General features: G+C 74.5%; 19 protein-coding genes. 2 read left to right on the top strand and 17 right to left on the bottom strand.

The annotated features are described in order from the left end of the window. Nucleotides 1–123: 123 nt before the first annotated feature. The 4 genes from CHB94_RS21445 to ald form a co-directional block, all read right to left on the bottom strand. Nucleotides 124–636, bottom strand: a complete 513-nt coding sequence (locus CHB94_RS21445; protein WP_089338586.1) for a hypothetical protein — start codon at nucleotides 634–636, stop codon at nucleotides 124–126. After that, nucleotides 633–1,535, bottom strand: coding sequence for a ParA family protein (locus CHB94_RS21450; protein WP_089338587.1), 903 nt, complete (start codon nucleotides 1,533–1,535; stop codon nucleotides 633–635). The genes CHB94_RS21445 and CHB94_RS21450 overlap by 4 nt, the downstream gene beginning before the upstream one ends. Nucleotides 1,536–1,749: 214 nt before the next feature. After that, nucleotides 1,750–2,700 (bottom strand): site-specific tyrosine recombinase XerD, encoded by a 951-nt coding sequence (locus CHB94_RS21455; RefSeq protein WP_089338612.1) that lies wholly within the window; start codon nucleotides 2,698–2,700, stop codon nucleotides 1,750–1,752. Continuing rightward, nucleotides 2,697–3,812, bottom strand: a complete 1,116-nt coding sequence (ald, locus tag CHB94_RS21460) for an alanine dehydrogenase (protein ID WP_089338588.1) — start codon at nucleotides 3,810–3,812, stop codon at nucleotides 2,697–2,699. The genes CHB94_RS21455 and ald overlap by 4 nt, the downstream gene beginning before the upstream one ends. 273 nt (nucleotides 3,813–4,085) lie before the next feature. Here ald and CHB94_RS21465 point away from each other — a divergent pair, with 273 nt between their 5' ends. Beyond that, nucleotides 4,086–4,694, top strand: a complete 609-nt coding sequence (locus CHB94_RS21465) for a hypothetical protein (RefSeq protein WP_089338589.1) — start codon at nucleotides 4,086–4,088, stop codon at nucleotides 4,692–4,694. 123 nt (nucleotides 4,695–4,817) lie between these two features. On the opposite strand, the gene CHB94_RS21470 is transcribed toward CHB94_RS21465, so the two are convergent. Genes CHB94_RS21470 through steA form a run of 8 tightly spaced genes read right to left on the bottom strand, consistent with a single transcriptional unit; the run spans nucleotide 4,818 to nucleotide 15,308 of the window. Continuing rightward, the gene (locus tag CHB94_RS21470) at nucleotides 4,818–5,432 is read right to left on the bottom strand and encodes an NUDIX domain-containing protein (protein ID WP_089338590.1); all 615 of its coding nucleotides are present in this window, start codon (nucleotides 5,430–5,432) and stop codon (nucleotides 4,818–4,820) included. Further along, on the bottom strand, nucleotides 5,432–7,171 hold the full coding sequence (pyrG, locus tag CHB94_RS21475; protein ID WP_089338591.1) for a CTP synthase: 1,740 nt from the start codon (nucleotides 7,169–7,171) through the stop codon (nucleotides 5,432–5,434). Before pyrG ends, CHB94_RS21470 begins: the two co-directional genes overlap by 1 nt. Further along, nucleotides 7,146–9,506 carry a hypothetical protein gene (locus CHB94_RS21480; RefSeq protein WP_089338592.1) on the bottom strand — a complete coding sequence of 787 codons (2,361 nt, stop codon included), beginning with the start codon at nucleotides 9,504–9,506 and terminating at the stop codon, nucleotides 7,146–7,148. Before CHB94_RS21480 ends, pyrG begins: the two co-directional genes overlap by 26 nt. Next, on the bottom strand, nucleotides 9,503–10,654 hold the full coding sequence (locus CHB94_RS21485; RefSeq protein WP_089338593.1) for a glycosyltransferase family 4 protein: 1,152 nt from the start codon (nucleotides 10,652–10,654) through the stop codon (nucleotides 9,503–9,505). The genes CHB94_RS21480 and CHB94_RS21485 overlap by 4 nt, the downstream gene beginning before the upstream one ends. Then, nucleotides 10,647–12,329, bottom strand: a complete 1,683-nt coding sequence (gene murJ, locus CHB94_RS21490) for a murein biosynthesis integral membrane protein MurJ (protein ID WP_089338594.1) — start codon at nucleotides 12,327–12,329, stop codon at nucleotides 10,647–10,649. The genes CHB94_RS21485 and murJ overlap by 8 nt, the downstream gene beginning before the upstream one ends. Continuing rightward, nucleotides 12,326–13,162, bottom strand: a complete 837-nt coding sequence (locus CHB94_RS21495) for a hypothetical protein (RefSeq protein ID WP_089338613.1) — start codon at nucleotides 13,160–13,162, stop codon at nucleotides 12,326–12,328. The genes murJ and CHB94_RS21495 overlap by 4 nt, the downstream gene beginning before the upstream one ends. Before the next feature lie 11 nt (nucleotides 13,163–13,173). Beyond that, complete coding sequence (locus tag CHB94_RS21500) at nucleotides 13,174–14,124, bottom strand: copper transporter (protein ID WP_089338595.1); 951 nt, start codon at nucleotides 14,122–14,124, stop codon at nucleotides 13,174–13,176. Continuing rightward, complete coding sequence (gene steA, locus CHB94_RS21505; protein ID WP_089338596.1) at nucleotides 14,121–15,308, bottom strand: putative cytokinetic ring protein SteA; 1,188 nt, start codon at nucleotides 15,306–15,308, stop codon at nucleotides 14,121–14,123. Before steA ends, CHB94_RS21500 begins: the two co-directional genes overlap by 4 nt. A gap of 164 nt (nucleotides 15,309–15,472) precedes the next feature. Between steA and CHB94_RS21510 the strand changes: the two genes are divergently transcribed. Further along, the gene (locus CHB94_RS21510) at nucleotides 15,473–16,318 is read left to right on the top strand and encodes a TetR/AcrR family transcriptional regulator (RefSeq protein WP_254920830.1); all 846 of its coding nucleotides are present in this window, start codon (nucleotides 15,473–15,475) and stop codon (nucleotides 16,316–16,318) included. Nucleotides 16,319–16,482: 164 nt separating this feature from the next. Here CHB94_RS21510 and CHB94_RS21515 read toward each other — a convergent pair whose 3' ends face one another. The 5 genes from CHB94_RS21515 to CHB94_RS21535 form a co-directional block, all read right to left on the bottom strand. After that, nucleotides 16,483–17,193 carry a class I SAM-dependent methyltransferase gene (locus CHB94_RS21515; RefSeq protein ID WP_089338597.1) on the bottom strand — a complete coding sequence of 237 codons (711 nt, stop codon included), beginning with the start codon at nucleotides 17,191–17,193 and terminating at the stop codon, nucleotides 16,483–16,485. Between the two features lie 84 nt (nucleotides 17,194–17,277). Continuing rightward, nucleotides 17,278–19,107: a DNA repair protein RecN gene (recN, locus tag CHB94_RS21520; protein ID WP_254920831.1), complete on the bottom strand. Its 1,830-nt coding sequence runs from the start codon at nucleotides 19,105–19,107 to the stop codon at nucleotides 17,278–17,280. Further along, nucleotides 19,082–20,140 (bottom strand): NAD kinase, encoded by a 1,059-nt coding sequence (locus CHB94_RS21525; protein ID WP_089338598.1) that lies wholly within the window; start codon nucleotides 20,138–20,140, stop codon nucleotides 19,082–19,084. Before CHB94_RS21525 ends, recN begins: the two co-directional genes overlap by 26 nt. Nucleotides 20,141–20,213: 73 nt before the next feature. Continuing rightward, a complete protein-coding gene (locus tag CHB94_RS21530) occupies nucleotides 20,214–21,011 on the bottom strand; it encodes a TlyA family RNA methyltransferase (protein ID WP_089338599.1) in 798 nt (265 codons plus the stop codon). Beyond that, nucleotides 21,011–21,217 (bottom strand): hypothetical protein, encoded by a 207-nt coding sequence (locus CHB94_RS21535; protein WP_089338600.1) that lies wholly within the window; start codon nucleotides 21,215–21,217, stop codon nucleotides 21,011–21,013. The genes CHB94_RS21530 and CHB94_RS21535 overlap by 1 nt, the downstream gene beginning before the upstream one ends. Nucleotides 21,218–21,355 lie beyond the last annotated feature (138 nt).

The following is a 21,355-nucleotide window of genomic DNA, read 5'->3' on the forward strand; positions in this document are numbered from 1 at the left end:
AGCGGGGCGCGCAGCGCGGCGCGGGACGGACGCCACGGGTCCGCGCGACCAGGACGGCACCCGGCCGCCGGTGTCGGCAGGACGGCGACCCGCACGGTGTCGTCCGCCAGGACGACACCGTGCTCAGTTCCCGCGCAGCCGCTGGACGAGGATCGAGTCGTCCCCGCGCTCACCGAGGTCCGCGAGCAGGACCGAGATCGCCTCGCGGACGATGCGGCCGCGGTCGGCGGCCAGCCCGTGCTGTCCGCGAAGGGTCAACCGGGCGCTCTCCAGGGCCAGGAGCTCGTCGGCGGAGATGTAGACGGTGATCTTCTCGTCGTGCTTGGCGCGGTCCGTACGACGAGCCGGGCGGCCCCGGGTCGGGACGGCCGGGCGCAGGGGTGGCGCCGGCTGGGGCGCGCCACGGAAGCCGGCGAGCTGGTCCTCCTGGGCCGCCGCGCCGCCGGGCACCAGCGTGAGGGGGGAGCCGGCTGCGGACTCCCCCACCTCGTCACGGCGGGGCGACGTGCTCCGCAGGGCAGGCGAGCTGGTGGTCACGCTCAGGCTCGGCAGCTCGGTCACCTCGGGGGCCGAGGATCCCGAGTCGGTGCGTCGGAACAGCTCCGAGGCACCCGGCAGAACGGGCCGGCGAGTCACAGAGCCAGCACCTCCTTGGCGAGGTCGCGGTACGCCGCGGCGCCCGTCGACGTGGGCGCCCACGTGGTGATCGGCTGGCCGGCGACCGTGGTCTCCGGGAATCGCACGGTGCGCTGGATGACGGTCTGGAAGACCGTGTCGTCGAAGGCCTCGACGACCCGGCTGAAGACCTCGCGGCAGTGCACGGTCCGCGTGTCGTACATCGTCGCGAGGATCCCGGAGATCTCCAGCGACGGGTTCAGCCGTTCCTTGACCTTGTCGATCGTGTCGACCAGGAGGGCGACCCCGCGGAGGGAGAAGAACTCGCACTCCAACGGGATGATCACGCCCTGTGCGGCGGTCAGCGCATTGACCGTGAGCAGGCCCAGCGAGGGCTGGCAGTCGATGAGGATGTAGTCGTACTCGTTGCGGACGTCGGCCAGCACCCGCAGCAAGGTCTGCTCGCGCGCCACCTCGCTGACCAGCTGCACCTCGGCCGCCGAGAGGTCGATGTTGCTGGGCACCAGGTCCAGCCGCGGGATGTCGGTGTGGACGCGCACGTCGGCGAGCGTCGTCTTCCGCTCCATCAGGGCGTTGTAGATGGTCCGATCCATGTTCTGGGCCGGGATGCCGAGGCCGACCGACAGCGCCCCCTGGGGGTCGAGGTCGATCAGCAGGACGCGCCGGCCGTACTCGGTCAGGGCGGCGCCCAGGTTGATGGTCGACGTCGTCTTGCCGACGCCGCCCTTCTGGTTGCACAGCGCGATGATGCGGGCAGGCCCGTGCTCGGTGAGGGGCTTCGGCTCGGGCAGCGGGCGCTGCCGTGCCCGCGCCGGGTCCTGCCGCGCGGCCGCACCCATCTCGGGGCCGCTGTCGTGCGGGCGCGCGACGGCAGAGGCCGCGTCCGCTCGGATAGCCATGGGTCTTGTTGCCTCCACGTCGAGCCCGATCCCGGTCGATCCGGATGCGGTCAGCCGTGCTGCCCGCTCGGGTGATGAGGACGCTACGAAGCGTGGCCGACGTTCCGACGCAGGCACGCCGGACCACATGTCGACATGGCGACCAGTGACAACTCCTGTGACTGCTCAAGCCGAGTCGGCGCCAGATCCTGCCAAGATGGAGCCCCGCCCGGTGTCAGGTCAGGGCCCTCGGGTGACTGGTCGCGTAGACCTCCCGGAGGCGGTCGACGGTGACCAGCGTGTACACCTGCGTCGTCGTCACCGAGGCGTGACCGAGGAGTTCCTGCACCACGCGCACGTCGGCCCCACCGTCGAGCAGGTGGGTCGCGAAGGAGTGGCGCAACGTGTGCGGTGACACCTCGTCAGGCAGGCCGGCGCGCTCGGCCGCGGACCGGAGGATCGTCCAGGCGCTCTGCCTGGAGAGCGGCCCGCCCCGGACGTTGAGGAACAACGCCCCGCCCCGGACACCGCCCCGCCCGTTGGCGGCCAGTGCCGGGCGGGCCCGCACGAGGTAGTCCTCCACGGCGCGCAGCGCGTAGCTGCCCACGGGCACGACCCGCTCCTTGCCCCCCTTGCCCGCCAGCCGGACCGCCGCCTGCCCCCGGTCGACGTCGTCGACGGCCAAGCCCACCGCCTCGGAGATGCGCGCCCCGGTGCCGTACAGCAGCTCGAGCAGGGCCCGATCACGCAGCCCGCGCGGCCCCTCGACGCCGCCCGCCGCCTCGATGAGCGCCACGACCGATTCCACGGGCACCGCCTTGGGCAGCCGGCGGGCCGGGGTCGGCGGGCGCACCTCGTGCGCCACGTCGTCGGGGACGAGCCCGTCGAGCAGGGCGAACCGGTGCAGTCCCCGGACGGCGACCACCGCGCGGGCCGCCGACGTCGCCGACAGCGCCGGGTGCTCGTCGTCGCCCGCGCGGAGGGCAGTGAGGAATCCGGAGACGTCGGACTCGGCGACCTCGCCCAGGCCGCGGACGCCCGCTGCAGCCAGGTAGGCGGTGTACCGGCGCAGGTCCCGGCGGTAGGAGGCGATCGTGTTGGCTGCGAGCCCGCGCTCCACCGTCAGGTGGTCCAGGTAGCCGGTGACGACCCGCTCCAGCGCCGGGCCGGTCGTCGCTGTCGTCAGGACAGCACCTCCTGGAGCGGCACCGCCGTCATGCCGTGCGCCTCGGCGACCTCCGGCAGGACGACCTGTCCGGCGACCACGTTGACCCCGTGGGCCAGTGCCGGATTGCCCCGCGTCGCGGCGGCGGTGCCCTCGTTGGCCAGCGCCATCACGTAGGGCAGCGTGACGTTGGTCAGCGCGTGCGTGGAGGTGTTCGGGACGGCGCCGGGCATGTTGGCCACGCAGTAGAAGACCGAATCGTGCACCCGGAAGGTCGGGTCGTCGTGCGTGGTGGGTCGGGTGTCCTCGAAGCAGCCGCCCTGGTCGACGGCGATGTCCACGAGGACCGATCCCGGCTTCATCCGGGACACCAGCTCGTTGCTCACCAGGGTGGGTGCCTTGGCGCCGGGCACGAGGACCGCGCCGATGACCAGGTCGGCGTCCAGGACGGCGCGTTCGACCTCGTAGGCGTTGGACGCGACGGTCTGCAGGTGCCCCTGGTAGATCCGGTCGGCGGCTCGCAGCTTGTCGATGTCCCGGTCGAGGACGACGACCTCCGCCTGCATGCCCAGGGCGATGGCGGCGGCGTTCATCCCGGAGACGCCGGCACCGATGACGACGACCTTGGCCGCATAGACCCCCGAGACTCCGCCGAGCAGGACGCCGCGACCGCCGTGGGCCCGCTCGAGGCTGTGCGCGCCCACCTGCGGTGCCATCCGGCCGGCGACCTCCGACATCGGGGCGAGCAGCGGGAGCGCCCCGTCCGCCGTCTGCACCGTCTCGTAGGCGATCGCGGTCGTGCCCGACGCCACCAGCGCGTCGGTGCACTCCTTCGACGCGGCCAGGTGCAGGTAGGTGAACAGGGTCTGGCCCGCCCGCAGCCGGTCGTACTCCTCGGCGATCGGCTCCTTGACCTTGAGCAGCAGATCCGCGTCGGCCCAGACATCGTCGGCATCGGCCACGATGCGGGCGCCCGCGGCGGCGAAGTCGGCGTCGGGGATCGAGGAACCCTCCCCCGCGGCGCGCTCGACGAGCACCTCGTGCCCGGCGCGGACCAGCTCGGTCACCCCGGCCGGGGTGAGCGCCACCCGGTATTCACGGTTCTTGACCTCTCGGGGAACCCCGACCCGCATCCTCGACTCTCCCTGCGCTGTGGCGGGCACTTCCCCGACGGTGACGGGGACCCTTCCCGCGGCGTGGGCGGCCCGGTCCGGACGCGCCTCGGGCGGAGTGTAGGCACGGACACACCCGTGACCCGTGCACGCGGGCGCTTCTCCCTCCCACCGGGGCACGTCCCGCCGGCGCCCGCCTGGCCAACCGGACCGTCCTGGGCGCTCCGGAGAGCGCGTCGGCCCGTGTCGCCGACAGCACCTGCGCGCCGGGCCACCGCGCCGGAGGATGCAGCGATGCAGCTCTACGCCAAGCACCCGCCCCAGCGCGCCCGTCAGGCGGCCGCGGACGCCGGGATGCTCGTCTGGGTCCTGATCTGGGTGCTCGTGGCGCGAACCGTCCACGGAGCGGTACTGGAGCTGGCCGAACCCGGCCGTGCCGTCGAGAACCTGGGCGACTCGGTCGCCCGCAACATGGAGTCCGCTGCCGGTGTCGCCGAGGACGTCCCGGTCGTCGGCGACGAGCTGGCGACGCCGTTCGACGCCCTCGCCGAGGCGGGCGGCTCGGTGACGGGCGCGGGTCAGGTCGCCCAGGAGGCCGTCGACACGCTGGCCACCGTCCTCGCCGTCGTCCTCGTGCTGCTGCCGGTGGGCTGGCTGCTGATGCGCTGGCTCACCTGGCGGCTGCGGTGGGCGCGGGACACCGGAGCCGCGCAGCGGCTGCTGGCCGGCACGCCGGACCTGCACGTGCTCGCCGCCCGGGCGCTGGCCACCGCCCCGCTCCACCAGCTGGCCGCGCTCCCGGGCGGGACCGGCGCGGCGTTGCAGGCCGGCGACCCGGCCGCCGTCCGGGCGCTGGCGGCCCTGGAGCTGCGCCGGCTCGGCCTGCGCCTGCCGGACCGGTGACCGGCTGGCACGGCCACCCTTCAGGGACCCGCGCCGAGCCTGCTGACGTACTGGAACGGCCTCTCTGCAGGATCCCACGCTGAGCCTGCGAAGCGCGGGGGGCAGAGAGGTCCTTCTACCTCGTCAGCCGGCGTCGGCGGGCCGCAGGCGCGGGGCGCTGTTGCGGACCTGGGCTGCCGCCAGCACGCCGACGACGGCCGAGGAGTTGCGGATGTCCCCGTCGAACACGCGCTGGACCGCCTCGGCCAGCGGCACGCGCTCGACCGTCATGTCCGCCTCCTCGTGCTCGACGACGAAGCCGTCGGGGCGGACCGCGTCGGAGAGCTCCTCCGCGAGGTAGATCAGCACGAGCTCGTCGCTGAAGCCCGGGGAGTTGTAGACGCTGGTGAGCAGCGACCAGCGGCCGGCCGCCAGCAGCGCCTCCTCGGCGAGTTCCCGCTGGGCGGTGCGGAGCGGCGGCTCCCCGTTCTCGTCGCGGAGCCCGGCCGGCAGCTCCCACAGGTGGGTGGCGACGGGGTGGCGGTACTGGCGCAGCAGCACGACGCGGTCCTGGTCGTCGAGCGCGACCACCGCGACCGCGCCGGGGTGCGTCACGATCTCCCGCACGCTGTCGCCCCCGCCAGGCATCGCCACCGTGTCCCGGCGCAGCGAGATGACGTGCCCCTCGAAGAGGGTTTCGCTGGCGAGCACCCGGAACTCGTGCGGACGGTCGTCGGCGTCCACCCCCGGCCCGGGCATCAGATGCCGACCTTCTCCGGCTCGTCCATCGGCACCGGCAGGCGCGCGGCCTCCTGGAAGTCGATCGCCGCCTGCACGAAGGCGGCGAACAGCGGGTGCGGCCGGGTGGGCCGGCTCTTGAGCTCGGGGTGCGCCTGGGTGCCGACGAAGAACGGGTGGGACTCGCGGGGAAGCTCGGCGAACTCCACCAGCAGCCCGTCGGGCGAGGTGCCGGAGAAGACCAGACCGGCCTCGGTCAGCCGATCGCGGTAGGCGTTGGCGACCTCGTAGCGGTGCCGGTGTCGCTCGGTGATGTCGGTCGACCCGTAGGCGGCCGCGGCGACCGAGCCCTTCTGCAGGCTCGCCGGGTAGCTGCCCAGCCGCATCGTGCCGCCCAGCCCGCGCTCACCCGAGATCACGTCGACCTGGCTGGCCATCGTCGCGATGACGGCGTCGGGCGTGTCGGGGTCGAATTCCGCCGAGTTGGCCTTCTCCAGCCCGGCCACGTTGCGGGCGTACTCGATGACCATGCACTGCAGGCCCAGGCACAGCCCGAGGGTGGGGATTCCGTTGGTCCGCGTGTACTTCAGGGCGCCGAGCTTGCCGTCGATCCCGCGGACCCCGAAACCGCCGGGCACGCAGACGCCGTCGACACCGGCCAGGGCCCTCTCGGCGCCCTCGGGAGTCTCGCAGTCGTCCGAGGGCACCCAGCGGATCTGCACCCGGCTGCGGTGGGCGAAGCCACCGGCCCGCAGCGCCTCGGTCACCGACAAGTAGGCGTCGGGCAGGTCGATGTACTTCCCGACCAGGGCGATGGTGACGGTCTCCTTGGGGGCGTGCACCCGGTCGAGCAGGTCGCCCCAGACGGTCCAGTCGACGTCCCGGAAGGGCAGCCCCAGCCGGCGGACGACGTAGGCGTCGAGGCCTTCCCGGTGCAGCACCTTGGGAATGTCGTAGATGGACGGCGCGTCGGGGCACGAGATGACGCCCTCGGCGTCGACGTCGCACATCAGGCTGATCTTGCGCTTGAGCCCGGTGGTGATGTCCCGGTCGGAGCGGCAGACCAGCGCGTCGGGCTGGATGCCGATGCTGCGCAGAGCGGCCACGGAGTGCTGGGTCGGCTTGGTCTTCAGCTCCCCCGACGGCGCGATGTAGGGCACCAGCGAGATGTGCAGGAAGAAGCAGTTGTCGCGACCGATCTCGTGCCGCACCTGGCGGGCCGCCTCGAGGAAGGGCAGCGACTCGATGTCGCCGACGGTGCCGCCGATCTCGGTGATGACCACGTCGACGCGCTCGGCGGCGTCGGCGCCGGCCAGGATGCGCGCCTTGATCTCGTTGGTGATGTGCGGGATGACCTGCACGGTGTCACCGAGGTACTCACCACGGCGCTCCTTGGCGATGACCTCCGAGTAGACCTGACCGGTCGTCACGTTCGCCCGGCCGGTCAGGTCGGTGTCCAGGAAGCGCTCGTAGTGACCGATGTCGAGGTCGGTCTCCGCACCGTCCTCGGTGACGAAGACCTCGCCGTGCTGGAACGGGTTCATCGTTCCCGGATCGACGTTGAGGTAGGGGTCCAGCTTCTGCATCGTGACCCGGAGGCCACGGCTGGAGAGCAAGGCGCCCAGCGAACTGGCTGTCAGCCCCTTGCCGAGAGAGGACACAACGCCGCCGGTGACGAAGACGAACTTCGTCGGCTGATTGTTGTGGAGAAGGAGGCTGTTGTTCCCGGAGTGATCATGCGTTCCAGACGGTCGACCCACGGGATACGACCGTAACACGGTCGGCGCCCTCGACCGCGTCCGAGCGCGACGATCCCCCGGCGCTCACCCCCGTGGAGGCATCCCCCTCGCCGGTCCCGGCGGCGAGCCACACCAGCAGGGGCACGACCAGCGCTGCCGCGGCGGCGGGGAGCGCGACCCCGGAGTCGTTGACCGCGGCGCCCAGGGCGAGGCTCAGGGCGCCGGCGCTCGCCCCGGCGCGCAGGGCGAAGGCCTCGGCAGGCGGCAGGCCGGCCCCGCCCCGCAGCAGGCCACCGGGGCGCAGCAGCCAGGCGGCGGCGACGAGGGCGACGGGGAGCATCCAGGCCAGCGGGCTGCCCAGCAGGATGTCCAGGTTGGCCTGGGCCTTGCGGCTGATCACGGTCCAGGCCTCGCCGGTGAGCACCTGTTCGACGAAGCGGCCGAGGTGGCTGCGCTCGGCGGGCGCGCCCAGCCAGTCCAGCACCGCGACGGTGCCGACGGCCAGCACCGCGACGCCGAGGATGGCGGCCAGCCGCACCAGGGTGACGCGCACCCGGGCCATGAGCATCGCCAGGAGCAGGAAGCCCGGCAGGGCCGCCAGCACGCCGCCGAAGTCCCGGCCGAGCCCGGGCGCCCCGATGACGGCGACGGCGACCAGTCCCACCACCAGGACCGTGGCGGCGGTGGCGAGCCGAGCCCGACCGGCATCCGTCCTGCGGCCGACGACGGTCGCCACGGCTGCGGTGACCAGCAGCGCGCTCACCGACAGCAGCCCGAAGCTGAGGTTGCCGTAGCCGGTGAACCGGCCGGCGACGATGGCGTCGTACCCGAGCAGCCCGTTGAGTTCGAGGGTGGAGCCGGTCAGGACGTCGAGCACCAGCGTGCCGAGCGTGACGGTGAGGACGACGAGCGGCGGCCCCACCCGGTGCCGGCGCCACGGACCCGTGAGGGCCAGCACCACCACGACGAGGTCCGCGCCGGCGACCGCGGCACCGAGGGCCGGTACCGGGGCATCCGCCCGCTCCCAGGGAATCAGCCCCGCGAGGTACGTCGCCACCGGCAGCGCGGCGACTGCCAGCGCGAGAACGCGGAGCAGGCCGCGGGTCCGCGCGCCGCGCACGGCGGGGACCGGGCGCCGCTGCCAGCCCCCGAGCACCGCCATCGCGAGCCCCACGAGGACGGCGCAGACCGCCACCAGCAGCCAGAAGAAGGAGCCGACGTTGCGGTGGTGCACGGTGGCGGCGGTGTTGACGTGTTCCAGCTCCTCGACGGCAGCGTCGAGCGCGGGGCGTTCCCCGGTGGCCTGCAGCGGCTGACCGTTCATCGACGAGGGCTGGTCCAGGGACAGCGCCCGCAGGGCCGTCGGCGCGAGGTCGATGAGCTGGGCGAAGGGGGCCCGCCCCGTGCTGGAGGAGGTCAGCCACCGGGGCTCGGCGAAACCGCCCCCGTCGGCCATGACCACGTGCAGCTGGGGGCGGCCGTCGTTCACCTCGGCGATCCCGGCCAGCAGCACCAGCGTGTCGCCGGGCAGGGCCGCGACGGCGGCCCGCAGCTGGCCGACGACCCGGTCGATCTGCAGCAGGGCGGCCGCGCGCGGTTCGGCGTCGGTGCCGTCGTCGGTCTTCTCCGCGCCGGGCTCACCGGCGTCGGTGAGCTGGTCCAGGGAGACGAGGGCGAGCGGGCAGCCCGACAGCGCGTCCGCCAGCTGCCCCGGGTCGGTGGGCAGGTCGTCGATGCGGGTGACCGCCACGTCGGGCGCGGCCACCGCCAGCGTGGCGGCCCGCCCCGACACCGTCGCGCAGCCCACGGACTCCCCCAGCGCCGCCGGCTCCGCGCCGAAGCGCCGGGTCCCCTCGTCGCGGCCGGTGCGCTCGACGGTGGCGATCGGGTCGGCGAGGGCGATGGAGGCGGCCCGTTCCTGGAGCCCGCAGTGGGACAGGGAGGTGTCCAGCTGCGGTTCGGGTGCCGCGCCGTCGCCCTCCGACGGCGCGCCTGCCTGGTCCTCCGGCAGGGGCACCTGGGGCAACGGCACCGGCGGGAGCCCCTCGTCGGGACCGGGCACCCGGGCCCGGTTGCCGGCGCCCAGGGTGGCCCAGCCGTCGAGGACGCAGGTCGTGGACCGGGCGGCGCGGACCGACAGCGCGCCGATGGCCGAGTCCCCGGCGAGGGCCCACAGCTCCGGCGTGCCGTCGGGGTCGACGTCGCTCCAGGTGAGGCCGGGCACGCCGATCACGAGCACGGAGTCGGCAGTGGCGGTCTGCGTGCCGTCGCTGCGCGCAGCGACGGGCCCGGCACCGGCGAGCAGCACCGTCAGCACGACGACCAGCAGCGCGACCCCACGCCCCAGGGCGCTCATGGGGCGCCGTCTGCCGGAGCGCCCAGCAGCTCCCGGTAGATCGCGATCAGCTGCCGGCCCGCCGCGGCCTCGTCGGGCCAGGTGGCCGCCTGCCGCGGGCCGGCCGCGGCCAGCCCCGCCGCGTGGGCAGGATCGGTGAGCACCCGGACGACGGCGTCGGCGAGCGCCCTCGGATCACCGACGGGCACCAGCGAGGCGGCGTCGCCGAACAGCTCGGGCATGCCGCCGGCGCGGGTGGCGACCAGCGGCGTTCCGGCCCGCAGCGCCTCCTGCCCGGTGAAGGGACTGCCCTCCCAGCGCGAGGGGAGCACACACAGGTCCGCGGCGCCCAGCAGATCGGCGATGTCGGAGCGCCGCCCGAGCAGCAGCACGGGGAGCCGCTCGGCGCGGATGCGATCGGCCAGCTGGGCCTCCAGCGGGCCGTCGCCGGCGATCGCCACCAGGGGGGCCGGGCGCAGACGGCCGTCGGCCTCCCACCGCGCCACGGCGTCGAGCAGGATGTCGTAGCCCTTCTGCGGGTGCAGCCGGCCCACGGCCACCACCAGAGGCCGCCCGGCGTCCAGTCCCAGCTCCTCCCGCACCTCGTCGCGGGTGCGCGTGGCAGGGGGCTGCGGCGGGGCGAGCGCGGGCACGACCCGCACGTCGCGCGCGCCGAGCCGGCGGGCGTTGTCGGCGAGGTCGCCGGAGACGGCCAGCACCATGTCGGCGGCGCGGATCGTCGTCCCCTCGCCCGCGCGGAGCACCTGATGCCGGACCCCCGCGCTGTCCTGGAGGGCGTTGTGCAGGGTGAGCACGAGGGGCCGTCGCCGGTCACCCGAGAGCCGCCGGGCGACCGCGGCGACCAGCCCGGCCCGCAGCCCGTGGGCGTGCAGCAGGTCGAAGCCCGCCACGGCATGCCGGAGCTGGGCCACGGCTCGGCTGTCGGCGATCGGCGCCAACCCGGTGGAGATGCCGACGGGGCGGAAGTCGGCCCCCGTGGCGGTGAAGCCGAAGAGCTCCTCCGTCGCCGGTGCGCCACAGACCCGCACGATGGCGCCGGCCGCCCGCAGAGCGGGAACGATCGTCCGGACGTGGCTGCCGACGCCGCCCGCGCTCGTGGCGAGAACCTCGGCGATGCGCCGACCGTGCAGGGGCGACCGCTCAGTCACCGTGCACCTCCTGTCGATCGGACGACGGCCTCAGCCGGGGAACGGGCGGGTGCGCCTCGCCGTCCGGCGGGCCCTGGCGCTCGGCTGCGCGCAGCGTTTGCCATGCCTCCGCCAACGGGCGACGCGCCGTGCCCATCATGACGGCCAGGGCGACGGCCAGGGCGACCGCGCCGGTGAGCAGGCCGGTGATGACGGCCGCTCCGAGCCCCCCGGGGACCGGGTCGGCGCCGAGCGCACGGGCGGTGAGCATCCCGGCGCCGGCGCCGAGCGTGGCGGCGGCCAGCGCGGCGAGACCGCTGCGCCCGACGCCGGTCAGCGCACCTGGACCGGCGGCGCGGGCCACCACGGCCAGCAGAGCCAGTCCGGCGACGGTGACGCCCAGGCTGTGGCCGGCGGCGAGCGCGAGCCCCCGGTCCTGCGGCGCCAGCAGCCGGGCCAGGACGAGGTCAGCGGCCACGGCCAGCAACCAGCCGCCGACGACGCAGACCGTCGGCGCCTTCCAGAGCCCCCGTGCGTACAGGGCGCGGGTCAACAGCGCGACGAGCGCGTAACCAGGGAGACCGGGCGCGAAGGCGATGATCGTGTCGCGCAGCGCCGCCACCACCGGTACGGGGGCGCCGGTCAGGAAGATCCGTGCCATCGGACCGGAGACGGCCACCAGCAGGCCGGCCGCCACCGCAGACGCGGCGACGACGAGCACCGCGACCGGCGCCAGGGCGCGGCGGTACCCGGCCGCGTCACCGGCGTCGGCCCGCTCGGCGAGCCCGGGATAGGCCGAGGTGGCCAGCGGGACGGCGAGGGCCGCCCACGGCACCAGGAACAGCGTGAGCCCCGCGGCGTACACGACCTGCGTGCCGTCCGGTCCGTCCGCGGCCAGCCGGATGGCCACCACGGCCACGAGCTGCTGGCCGGCCAGGGTCAGGACGCCGGCGACCGCGAGCCGCCGGACGCGCGGCGCCGCCCCCACGGGGAAGCGCAGTGACGGCCGGATCCCGAGGCGCAGTCCGCGCACCGGGACGAGCAGGCTCAGGCTCAGCGCCGCCACGCCGAGCGTCGTCCCGACGCCCAGGACCAGCGCGGCGGGGCGGGTGAGGTCGTCGACGTCCCGCGCGCCGCCGATGGCGGCGAACAGCAGGTACGCCCCGGCGACGACCAGGCTCGACAACAGCGGGGCGATCGCCGGCCCGGCGAAACGGCGGTGGGCCTGCAGCACGCCGGTGAGGACGATCCCGATCCCGTACAGCACCACCTGGGGGGCGAACACCAGCAGGAAGCGGGCGGCCAGCTCCACCTCGGCCTCACCGCCCGAGCCCAGCAGGACGCGGGCGATCGGCTCGGCGAGCAGCGCGATCACCACGGCGAGCGGGGTGAGGACCAGCAGCGTCCAGCCCAGGAGCGCCGATGCGGTCCGGCGCACCTGCTCCCGGTCCCCCGCCGCGATGCCGCCGGCCAGCATGGGGACGACGAGGCTGGCCAGCGCGCCGCCGGCGACGACCTCGAAGACGATGTTCGGGACGGTGTTCGCCGCCTGGTAGGTGTCCCCGGTGCTGTCGGCGCCCACGGTGTTGGTGAAGACGAGGGTGCGGCCGAACCCGGCGAGCCGGGCCAGCAGCGTGAGGACGGCGATCAGGGCCGCCGCGCCGGCGACCCCCTGGGCGACCGTGCGACGGTTCACGACGGTCGGCGGCCGAGACGGTCCAGTTCGCGCAGTCCCGGCGTGGCCTCGATGACCTTGGTGAAGCTGACCTTCTCGCTGGCGAGGGTGAGAGCCACCACCCCGGCGAGCAGTCCGGCGCGGGAGGCCCGCCCGCGCAGGGCGGCCAGTCGCAGCCCGAGCAGCGCGCCGACGGCGTTGGCGCCGCAGTCGCCGAGCATGACCTGCTCCCCCAGGTCCGCGGGCAGCACCGCCAGGGTGGCGCCGAGGGGGCCGGCGACGAGCCCGCCGGCCGCTCCCCCGAGGCCGGCCGCCGCCACGAGGGCACCGGCCTTCCCGGCCCGACCGGGCCGCAGGTCGAGCAGGTTGACCAGGTTCGCGGTCCCCGCCACCAGGCCGGTGGACAGGACACCGTCGACGATGGCTCCCGGGCCGGACCCCCGGCGGGTGAGGACGGCGGCTGCGGCGGCCGCGGCCCCGATGCCCGCGACCTTCACCGCACCGGCCGAGATGCGCCCGGCCCTCAGGGCGGCGAGATGGCCGGCGAACCCCTTGTCTCGGGCCTGCTCGGGGCGGGCACCCGCCAGGTCGTCGTATCCCCCGACCAGGCCGGAGACCGCACCGACGAGGGCGGCCGCCGCCCGCGTGCCGACGGGGGCGCCGAGCACCGCGGTGGCCGTGGCGGAAGCGGCGAGAGCCGGCCCGCCGAGCAGGGTCACCGGGCGCCCCGCGTAGTTCACGCGGCGCCACGGGGCACCGGCGGAGCGGGCGGTCAGCGCGCCGGCCCCGGCCAGGGCCGCGCGCGCGGCAGCCGCGCCCGCGAGCGCGAGCCGCACCCTGCGGCCGGCTGTCACCGCCCGCCGGCTCACGGGGCGGCGGCGGGCACCGGAGGCACCGGCTGGGTGCCCTCACCGGTGCCGTACGCGCCTGAGGTGCCCTCGCCCTCCCGGCCCAGGGCCAGGACGGTGCTGATCCGGCCGGCCGGCGTACCCACGTTGTCGACGGTGGAGATCGCCGCCGACAGGGTGGGGTCGGAGCGCACGGCGCCGATGAGGCCGTTCTCCCCGGCGGCTGCGGCGTCGCCGGCGACGACGGCTCCCGACCCGGCCGTGTCCAGGGCGGAGACGAGTTCGACGAGGGTGTCGTTGCGCTCAGCGGCGTCGTCCCCGGTGAAGGCGCCGGCGGTCAGGACGACGGCGTAGTCGGCGGGCGCCACCGTGTCGCTGTCCTGGGACAGCACGTCCAGCGCGGTCAGGCCGGCGAGCACCGAGGACACGGCCGTGGCGTCGGCTGCCGCCCCGCCGCCGGCCGGCTTCATGAGCACCTGACCGATCAGGCTGGCGACCAGCTCCCCGGCGTCGTCGGTCTCGGGAAGCTGCAGGCCCGCGGGCCGCCCGGGGCCGGTGACGTAGTTCTGCAGCCCGGAGGCGCTCGACGGGTCGCTGTACTCGGGCCGGAGCGAGATCGCGCCGTTCACCGTGCCACCGGCCTCGGCGACGATCGCCGTCATCTGCTCGACGAGCTCGGGGGCGACGTCCTCGTTGGCGCTGACCAGCAGGACGCTGCGCCCGGCCAGGGCGTCCGCGACGAGCGCGGGGGCGACGGCCTGCTCGAAGGAGTCGGCGGTGTCCAGCTGCGTCTGCAGCAGCTGGGTCCGGTCCTCCAGCGCCCGCTTGTCCTGCTCCAGGTCGGCGACCTGGTTCTCGATGTCGGCGAGGATCGGCTCGTTGAGGGCGGTGGTGCCGATGACGATCCCCAGCGCGACCGCCAGGAAGACGGCGATCAGCGAGACCAGGTGATAGCGGAAGTCGATCACGAGAAGAGGTTCTCCAACCAGAACACGAAGCTGTTCCATTGGTCGAGCAGAAGGTCGAGGTACACCCGCCCGACCGCGGACACCGCGAGGGCCGAGCCGATGGCGATGAACGCGGCGAGGACGAGCACCACCAGGGCAGCGGTGGAGATGCGGCTCTTGTAGAGGCGGCTCACGCCCTTGGCGTCGACGAGCTTGCCACCCAGGCGGAGCCGGGTGAGGAAGGTCGAGGCCATGCCGCCGCGTCCCTTGTCCAGGAACTCGACCAGGGTGGCATGCGTCCCCACGGCGACGATCAGGGTGGCCCCCTTCTCGTCGGCGAGCAGCATGGCGATGTCCTCGCTGGTAGCCGAGGCCGGGAAGGTGATCGCCTCGACCCCGAGGTCCTGGACGCGCGCGAGGCCGGGGGCCCGGCCGTCGGCGTAGGCGTGCACGACCACCTCGGCCCCGCAGGTCAGCGAGTCGTCGCTGACCGAGTCCATGTCGCCGACGATCATGTCGGGCTGGTACCCGGCCTCCCGCAGCGCGTCGGCACCGCCATCGACCCCGATGAGCACGGGCCGGTAGTCGCGGATGTAGGGGCGGAGGGCGTGCAGGTCCTCCTTGTAGTCGTAGCCACGGACGACGACCAGCACGTGCCGGCCCTCGATCGGCGTCTCGACGTCGGGGACGCCCACACCGTCGAGCAGGAGCGCGCGCTCCCGCTTCATGTACTCCATGGTGTTGGTGGCGAAGGCCTCCAACTGCGTGGAGAGCCCGGCCTTGGCCTCGGCCATGGCCAGCGCGACCGAGGCACTGTCGTGCACGGTGCCCTCGGCGACGACCTCGCCGTCCTCGGTGAGCAGCTGGTTGCCGTCGAGCCGGACGTGCGCGCCCTCCTTGCAGCGGGCGAACACGTCCTTGCCGACGTCGTCGAGCAGCGGGATGCCGGCGTTGATGAGAATCTCGGGGCCGAGGTTGGGATAACGGCCGGAGGTGCTGGGCGAGGCATTGACGACCGCGGCGACTCGGCAGGCGACCAGCGCGTCAGCGCTGACCCGGTCGATGTCGACGTGGTCGATGACGGCGATGTCACCGGGCTGCAGTCGCTTGGTCAGGTTCTTCGTGCGGCGGTCCAGCCGGACGGTGCCGGCGACGCCGGGGCCGATGTCCTGTGCCCGACCGCGCCGAAGGGTGCCGATGCGCATGCCTCGATGCTTTCACGATGCCGTGAGCGGCCGGTCTTCCGACGCGCCTCGGCGACCTCTCAGTCACGCACCGTGTCCGACACCACGGTGGCAGCGACACGCCCGTAGCGGCGCTTCGGGGGCATGAGCGGGACCGTTACCGAGTCGTGACTAACGTTGCAGGCGTGACTGGAGTGGCCCACGCCGTGCCTCGACCCACCCCCGCCCCCGGCTCCCCGGCCGGGCAGGACGCGACCGCGGTGGTCCCGACCGGGGCCGTGATCAGGGCGGTTCCCACGGTTCGCCCGGAGGCCGAGGTCGCGCCCGCGGTGCGGACACCGGCTACCCCGGCACCGGTCGAGCCCTCGCCGGAGGGACGCGAGAAGCAGAAGGCCGGACGCGGTGCGGGGGCGCGCGAGCGGCGCCGGCAGGAGACGCGAACCAAGATCGTCGATGCCGCCACGGACCTGTTCGCCGAGCGGGGCTTCGATGCGGTCAGCGTGATGGAGATCGCACGGCGGGCGGGCGTGGTGGAGAAGACCGTCTTCAACCACTTCCCGGTCAAGGAAGGACTGGTCTTCGACGCCGACCCGCCGATGCGGGCCGCGCTCCTGGACGCGGTGCGCCGGCGTCCGGCCGGGGAGTCGGTGTCCGCGGCGGCCGGCAGCTTCGTCGTCGCCGCGGTCAGCCTGCTCGGCCGCCCCGAGGCTGCCGTGGGCGTCGCGCGCATGGCCCGGGTCATCCGGGGCAGTCGCACGCTGCAGGTGCGGGAGCGGGAGATCCTGGGCGACCTCACCAACGCCCTCGCCGAGCTGATCGCCGAGGAGACCGGCGCGCGCCCCGACCAGGTGGAGCCGTGGCTGGCCGCGCACGCCGTCCTCGGGCTGTACGCCTCCCTGCTCGAGCTTGCCCGCGACCGCGTCCTGGCCGGCGTGGGCGGGCTGGAGCTGTCCGCCGAGCTGCGCCGGCAGGGTCGGCGAGGCCTCTCTCTGCTGCAATTCGGTCTGGCGGGCTACGCCAAGCGGCGGTGACACTTGTCGTCCTCCGGACGACGACCGCGGCCACGTGCCGTTTCCCCGTTGCACTGAGCCCTTGTCTTCCCCGCCTCGGGGACCCTCCGGGCCCCGCTCGTCGGGTCGCCTCGCAGGGCGGCTTCCTGACCCTCCTCGGGGACCCTTCGGGCCCCCTCGTCGGGTCAGAGCTGCAGCGCGCGGAGGAGCTGGTCGGCGCGGTCGCCCGGGACGTCCGGGTTCCGGGTGAACAGGGCGACGGCGACCATGTACTCGTCGTCGCCGGCCCAGCCGCGCCCCTCGGCGCACATCCGGCGGATGTGGTCGCGGACCTTCGGCTCGCTGCTGTAGGCGCCGAAGTCCAGCCCCATCGCGAGGAAGTTGGCCACACGGTAGCCGAGGTCACCGGCCGTGCGCACCGTCTCGAGCGGGTCGGAGTAGCTCGCCACCGCGGCGATCACGTTGTCGTAGCCGGCCTTGAGCAGCTGCAGCATCAAGTCGTTGCCGTGCACGCCGCCCCAGAGCTCGGGCATGAGGATGTTCCGGTCGGGAGCGGGGATGTAGGGCGGGTTGGAGATGACCGTCGAGACGGGCGCACCGCCGGCGGAGTCGGCCTGGTCGAAGAAGTCCCCGAGCTCGACGGTGTAGCGGTCGGCCACGCCGCGGGCGGCGATGTTGGCCCGGGCGGTCTCCACCGACGGGGCACTGATGTCGAAGCTGCGGACCCGCAGTCCCGGCAGGGAAGCGACGACGTCCGCGATGGCGGTGGCGTCACCCGTGCCGAGCTCGACGACCCCTTCCTCCTCCCACCGCAGCTGCGAGCGGTAGTGCTGCAGGAGCATGCAGACCGAGAAGCCGAAGTGAGCGGACTCGTCAGCCGAGGAAAAGCAGGTCACGGCCGGCGACTACCCCGCGAACAGGTGGGGCACGCGCCGATCACCCGTCCGTGGCGTGTGCCACACGGCACGCCGGGCTTCCGGTCAGGTGCGGGTGGCAGCCACCGCGAGCAGTTCCCGGGCGTGGGCCTGCCCGGTGTCGCTGTCGGCGAGGCCGGAGAGCATCCGCGCCAGCTCCCGCACCCGGTCCTCACCCCCGACGGCCCGGATGTCGGTCGCGGTGACCCCGGCGCCGGCGTCGGGCGACTTGTCCACGACGAGGTGGGTGTCGGCGAACGCCGCGACCTGCGCGAGGTGGGTGACGACGACGACCTGGTGGTCGCGGGCCAGCCGCGCCAGGCGGCGCCCGATCTCACCGGCGGCCTGGCCGCCGACGCCCGCGTCGACCTCGTCGAAGACCATGACCGGGACCGGATCAGCGCCCGCGAAGACCACCTCGATGGCGAGCATGACGCGCGACAGCTCACCCCCGGAGGCGCCCTTGTGGACCGGACGTGGCGGGGCGCCCGGATGGGCGGCCAGCAGGAGGGCCACCTCGTCGATGCCCTCGGGGCCCGGGTCGTCCGGGTGGCTGTCGACGGAGAAGGAGACGGTCGCGCTCTTCATCGCCAGGCCGGCCAGTTCAGCGCCCACCTCCGCGGCGAAGCCCTCGGCGGCCGCGCGCCGGCCGGCGGAGATCGCCGCGGCGAGCTCGTCGACCTCGGCGCGCGCGGCGTCCCGCGCGTTCGCCAGCGACGCCAGGGCCTCGTCGGAGACGTCGAGCTCCGACAACCGCCGGCTCGCGTCCTCCGCCCAGGCGAGCACCCCGGCCAGCCCCTCCCCGGGATCGGCGTACTTGCGGACCAGAGCGGTGATGGCGGCGCGCCGGTCCAGCACCTCGGCCAGCCGACCTGGGTCGGCGTCCAGGTCGGCCACGTAGCCGGCCAGCTGCGCGGCCACGTCGGACACCACGGCGACGGCATCGGCGAGGTCCTGGGCCAGGAGGACGAGCGTCGGATCGTCGGACCCGGCCAGCGCACGGCCGGCAGTGGCCAGGGAGGTCGTGGCGTCCTGGGGCACCTCTCCCCCGCCCAGATCCCCGGTGACGTCGCCGACCAGCGCCATGCGCGCCTCGTCGGCCGCGGCGCGGAGGGCGTCGGCGTCGGCCAGCCGCTTGGCCTGGGTGTCGAGGGCCTCGTCCTCACCGGGTTCGGGTGCTGCGGCGGAGATCTCCTCGAGTCCGTGCCGCAGGACGTCCGCGGCCTGCGCCAGCTCACGAGCCTGGCTCTGCCGCCGCTCGAGGTCGGCGGCCAGCTGCCGCCAGCGCTGGTGGACCTCGCGGTAGCGGTCCAGCAGAGCGAGGTGCGCCGGTCCGGCGTAGCGGTCGAGGGCGCGGCGTTGCTCGGCCGGTCGGGAGAGCCGGAGCTGGTCGGTCTGCCCGTGCACGGCGAGCAGGCCCTCGGCGAGCTCGGAGACCACACCGACCGGGACGCTGCGGCCGCCCAGGAACGCTCTCGACCGACCTTCTGCGCTGACGGTGCGGGCGAGGATGAGGCTGCCGTCGTCGTCCGGGTCGGCCCCCGCGTCGGCGGCCCGCTCCCAGGCCGGCGACTCCGGCGGGAGAACGAGCCGTCCCTCGACGCCGGCCTTGCCGCTGGCCCGGACACGCCCCGGATCCGCCCGGCCGCCGAACAGCAACGTCAGCCCCGTGACCACCATCGTCTTGCCGGCGCCGGTCTCCCCGGTGACGACGGTGAGGCCGGGGCCGAGCTCGAGCGTGGCGTCGTCGATCGACCCCAGGCCACGGATCCGGAGCTCGGTCAGCCGGCCAGGTGACGGGCTGGAACGGCCCTCCTGCAGGGACCCGCGCCGAGCGTCAGCAAGGGGTGGGGGGCAGGAGGGTCCTCTTTCAGGCGTCGTCGTGCGAGCCGGCACCGGTCACCTCCGCCGCGGGGACGTCGTCAGTCGCGCCGTTACCCGTCACGACGTCGCGACTGAGCACGCTGTGGCTGGTGTAGATCTCGTGGCCGGGACCGGCGTGGTGCCGTGCGTCGCGGAAACCGCGGACCGGCAGGCCGAACTTCGCGACCAGCCGGTCCCCGAAGGTCGAGGCGTGCACGCGGGCGATCCGCACCGGGCGGTCCGCGCGCCGCACGTCGACCCGGCCACCGTCGGGCACCTCCACCATCCGGCGGCCGTCGGCCGAGACCCGCGACCGGTTGCCGTCGGCCGGGACGGCGACGGTCAGCACCGAGTTCGGCGAGGTGACCAGCGGCCGGGCGAACAGGGCGTGGGCGTTGCTGGGCACGAGGAGCAGCGCCTCGACGTCGGGCCAGACGACCGGGCCGCCGGCGGAGAACGCGTAGGCCGTGGAGCCGGTCGGCGTCGCGCACAGGACTCCGTCGCAGCCGAAGCTGGTCAGCGGCCGTCCGTCGATGGCGAGGACGACGTCGAGGACCCGGGAGCGCTGGGCCTTCTCGACGGACACCTCGTTGAGGGCCCACGTGCCGCCCACGACGGAGCCGCTGCCGTCGAGGACGCCGACCTCCAGGGCGAGCCGCTCCTCGACGGAGTACTCGCACCGCTCGATCGCCAGGAGGGTCTCCTCGACCGCCTCGGGCTCGGTTTCGGCGAGGAAACCCACCCGGCCGAGATTGACCCCCATCAGAGCGGCGTCGGTGTAGCGCGCGAGTTCCGCGGCGCGCAGGAAGGTCCCGTCGCCACCGAAGACCATGACGATCTCCGCGCCCGCGGCCGCTGTGGAGTCGGCCGCCACCACCTCGGCGTCGTGGATGTCGAGGTCGTCCGCCTCGTCGGCGAGAACCCGGACGACGATCCCGGCCGCGGTCAGCCGCGCGGCCGACGTGCGGGCCAGTTCGACGATGTCTCGGCGCCCGGTGTGCACGGTGAGGAGGACGCGGCGGGACTCCGCACGCGGTGCGGACGTGCCCTCGCTGAGCTGTGTCACTTGGCCTCCTCGCCGGCGCCCGGCGCCCGCGTTCGCGACGGTGCTCTGTCTGTGCCCGAGCTCGCGAGCTGGCTCACGTCGGGCCCTCCTGGACTGCTCGACGGACGTCGTCCTCCTGCGGTGGCGGCGCGTCACGGCGCAGCCAGAGGAAGAACTCCACGTTGCCCGCCGGGCCGGGCAGTGGGCTGGCGACCACCCCTGCGGTGCCCCAGCCGAGCGCCGCCGCGGCCACGCCGACGTCGAGCACCGCCTGGACCCGGTGTTCGGGGTCGCGCACCACCCCGCCGGCTCCGAGCCGCTCCCGGCCCACCTCGAACTGCGGTTTCACCATCGGCAGGACGTCGGCGTCCGGGGTGGCGCACGCGGTGAGCGCCGGGAGGACGAGGCGCAGCGAGATGAAGGACAGGTCGGCGACGACGAGGTCCACCGGCCCGTCGATCGCTGCCGGGGTGAGGGTGCGGACGTTGGTGCGCTCGTGGACGCGGACCCGCTCGTCGGTGCGCAGCGACCAGGCGAGCTCGCCGTAGCCGACGTCGACGGCGACGACCTCTGCCGCCCCACGGCTGAGCAGCACCTCGGTGAAGCCGCCGGTGGACGCCCCGGCGTCCAGCGCACGCCGTCCTGCGACGGCAACCGGGAAGGCCTCGAGCGCCCCGAGGAGCTTGTGCGCGCCGCGGGAGACCCAGCTGGGCTGGTCGGGATCGGTGCGGACGACCACGGGCGTCGCCGCGTCGACGCCGGTGGCGGGCTTGGTGGCGGCCTGCCCGGACACGGCGACGCGGCCGTCGGCGATGAGGGCGACCGCGTGCTCGCGGGACCGGGCCAGGCCCCGACGAACGAGCTCCGCGTCGAGCCGACTGCGACGGGCCATCAGAGCTGGTCGATCGTGCCGAGCTCGCGCTGGAGCCGGGCGTGCTCGGTCTCGAAGACAGCCACGTGCTCGGCGATGGGCCGGTCGGCGAGGTCGGCGAAGCGATCCTCTGCCCCGGCGGCGGGCGCCGGAGCAGCAGGGGTGTCCGGGCGCGGGCCGGGGCGCGGCGGACCCGGGACAGGTCGCGACGGGCTCGGCTCGGTCATCGCGCTCGCCTTCCGCTGTGAGGGGCACCGGTGCGGCGCCGGGGCGGCCCGATCGGCTGATTCGGTTCGCAGGCGAGATTACCGGCCGGGGACGACGGGCACGGTCACACGAGCGGGGCGATAGCGTTCCAGGTCCGG

It is taken from the genome of Blastococcus mobilis (assembly GCF_900188025.1).
Classification (GTDB): Bacteria; Actinomycetota; Actinomycetes; order Mycobacteriales; family Geodermatophilaceae; genus Blastococcus_B; species Blastococcus_B mobilis.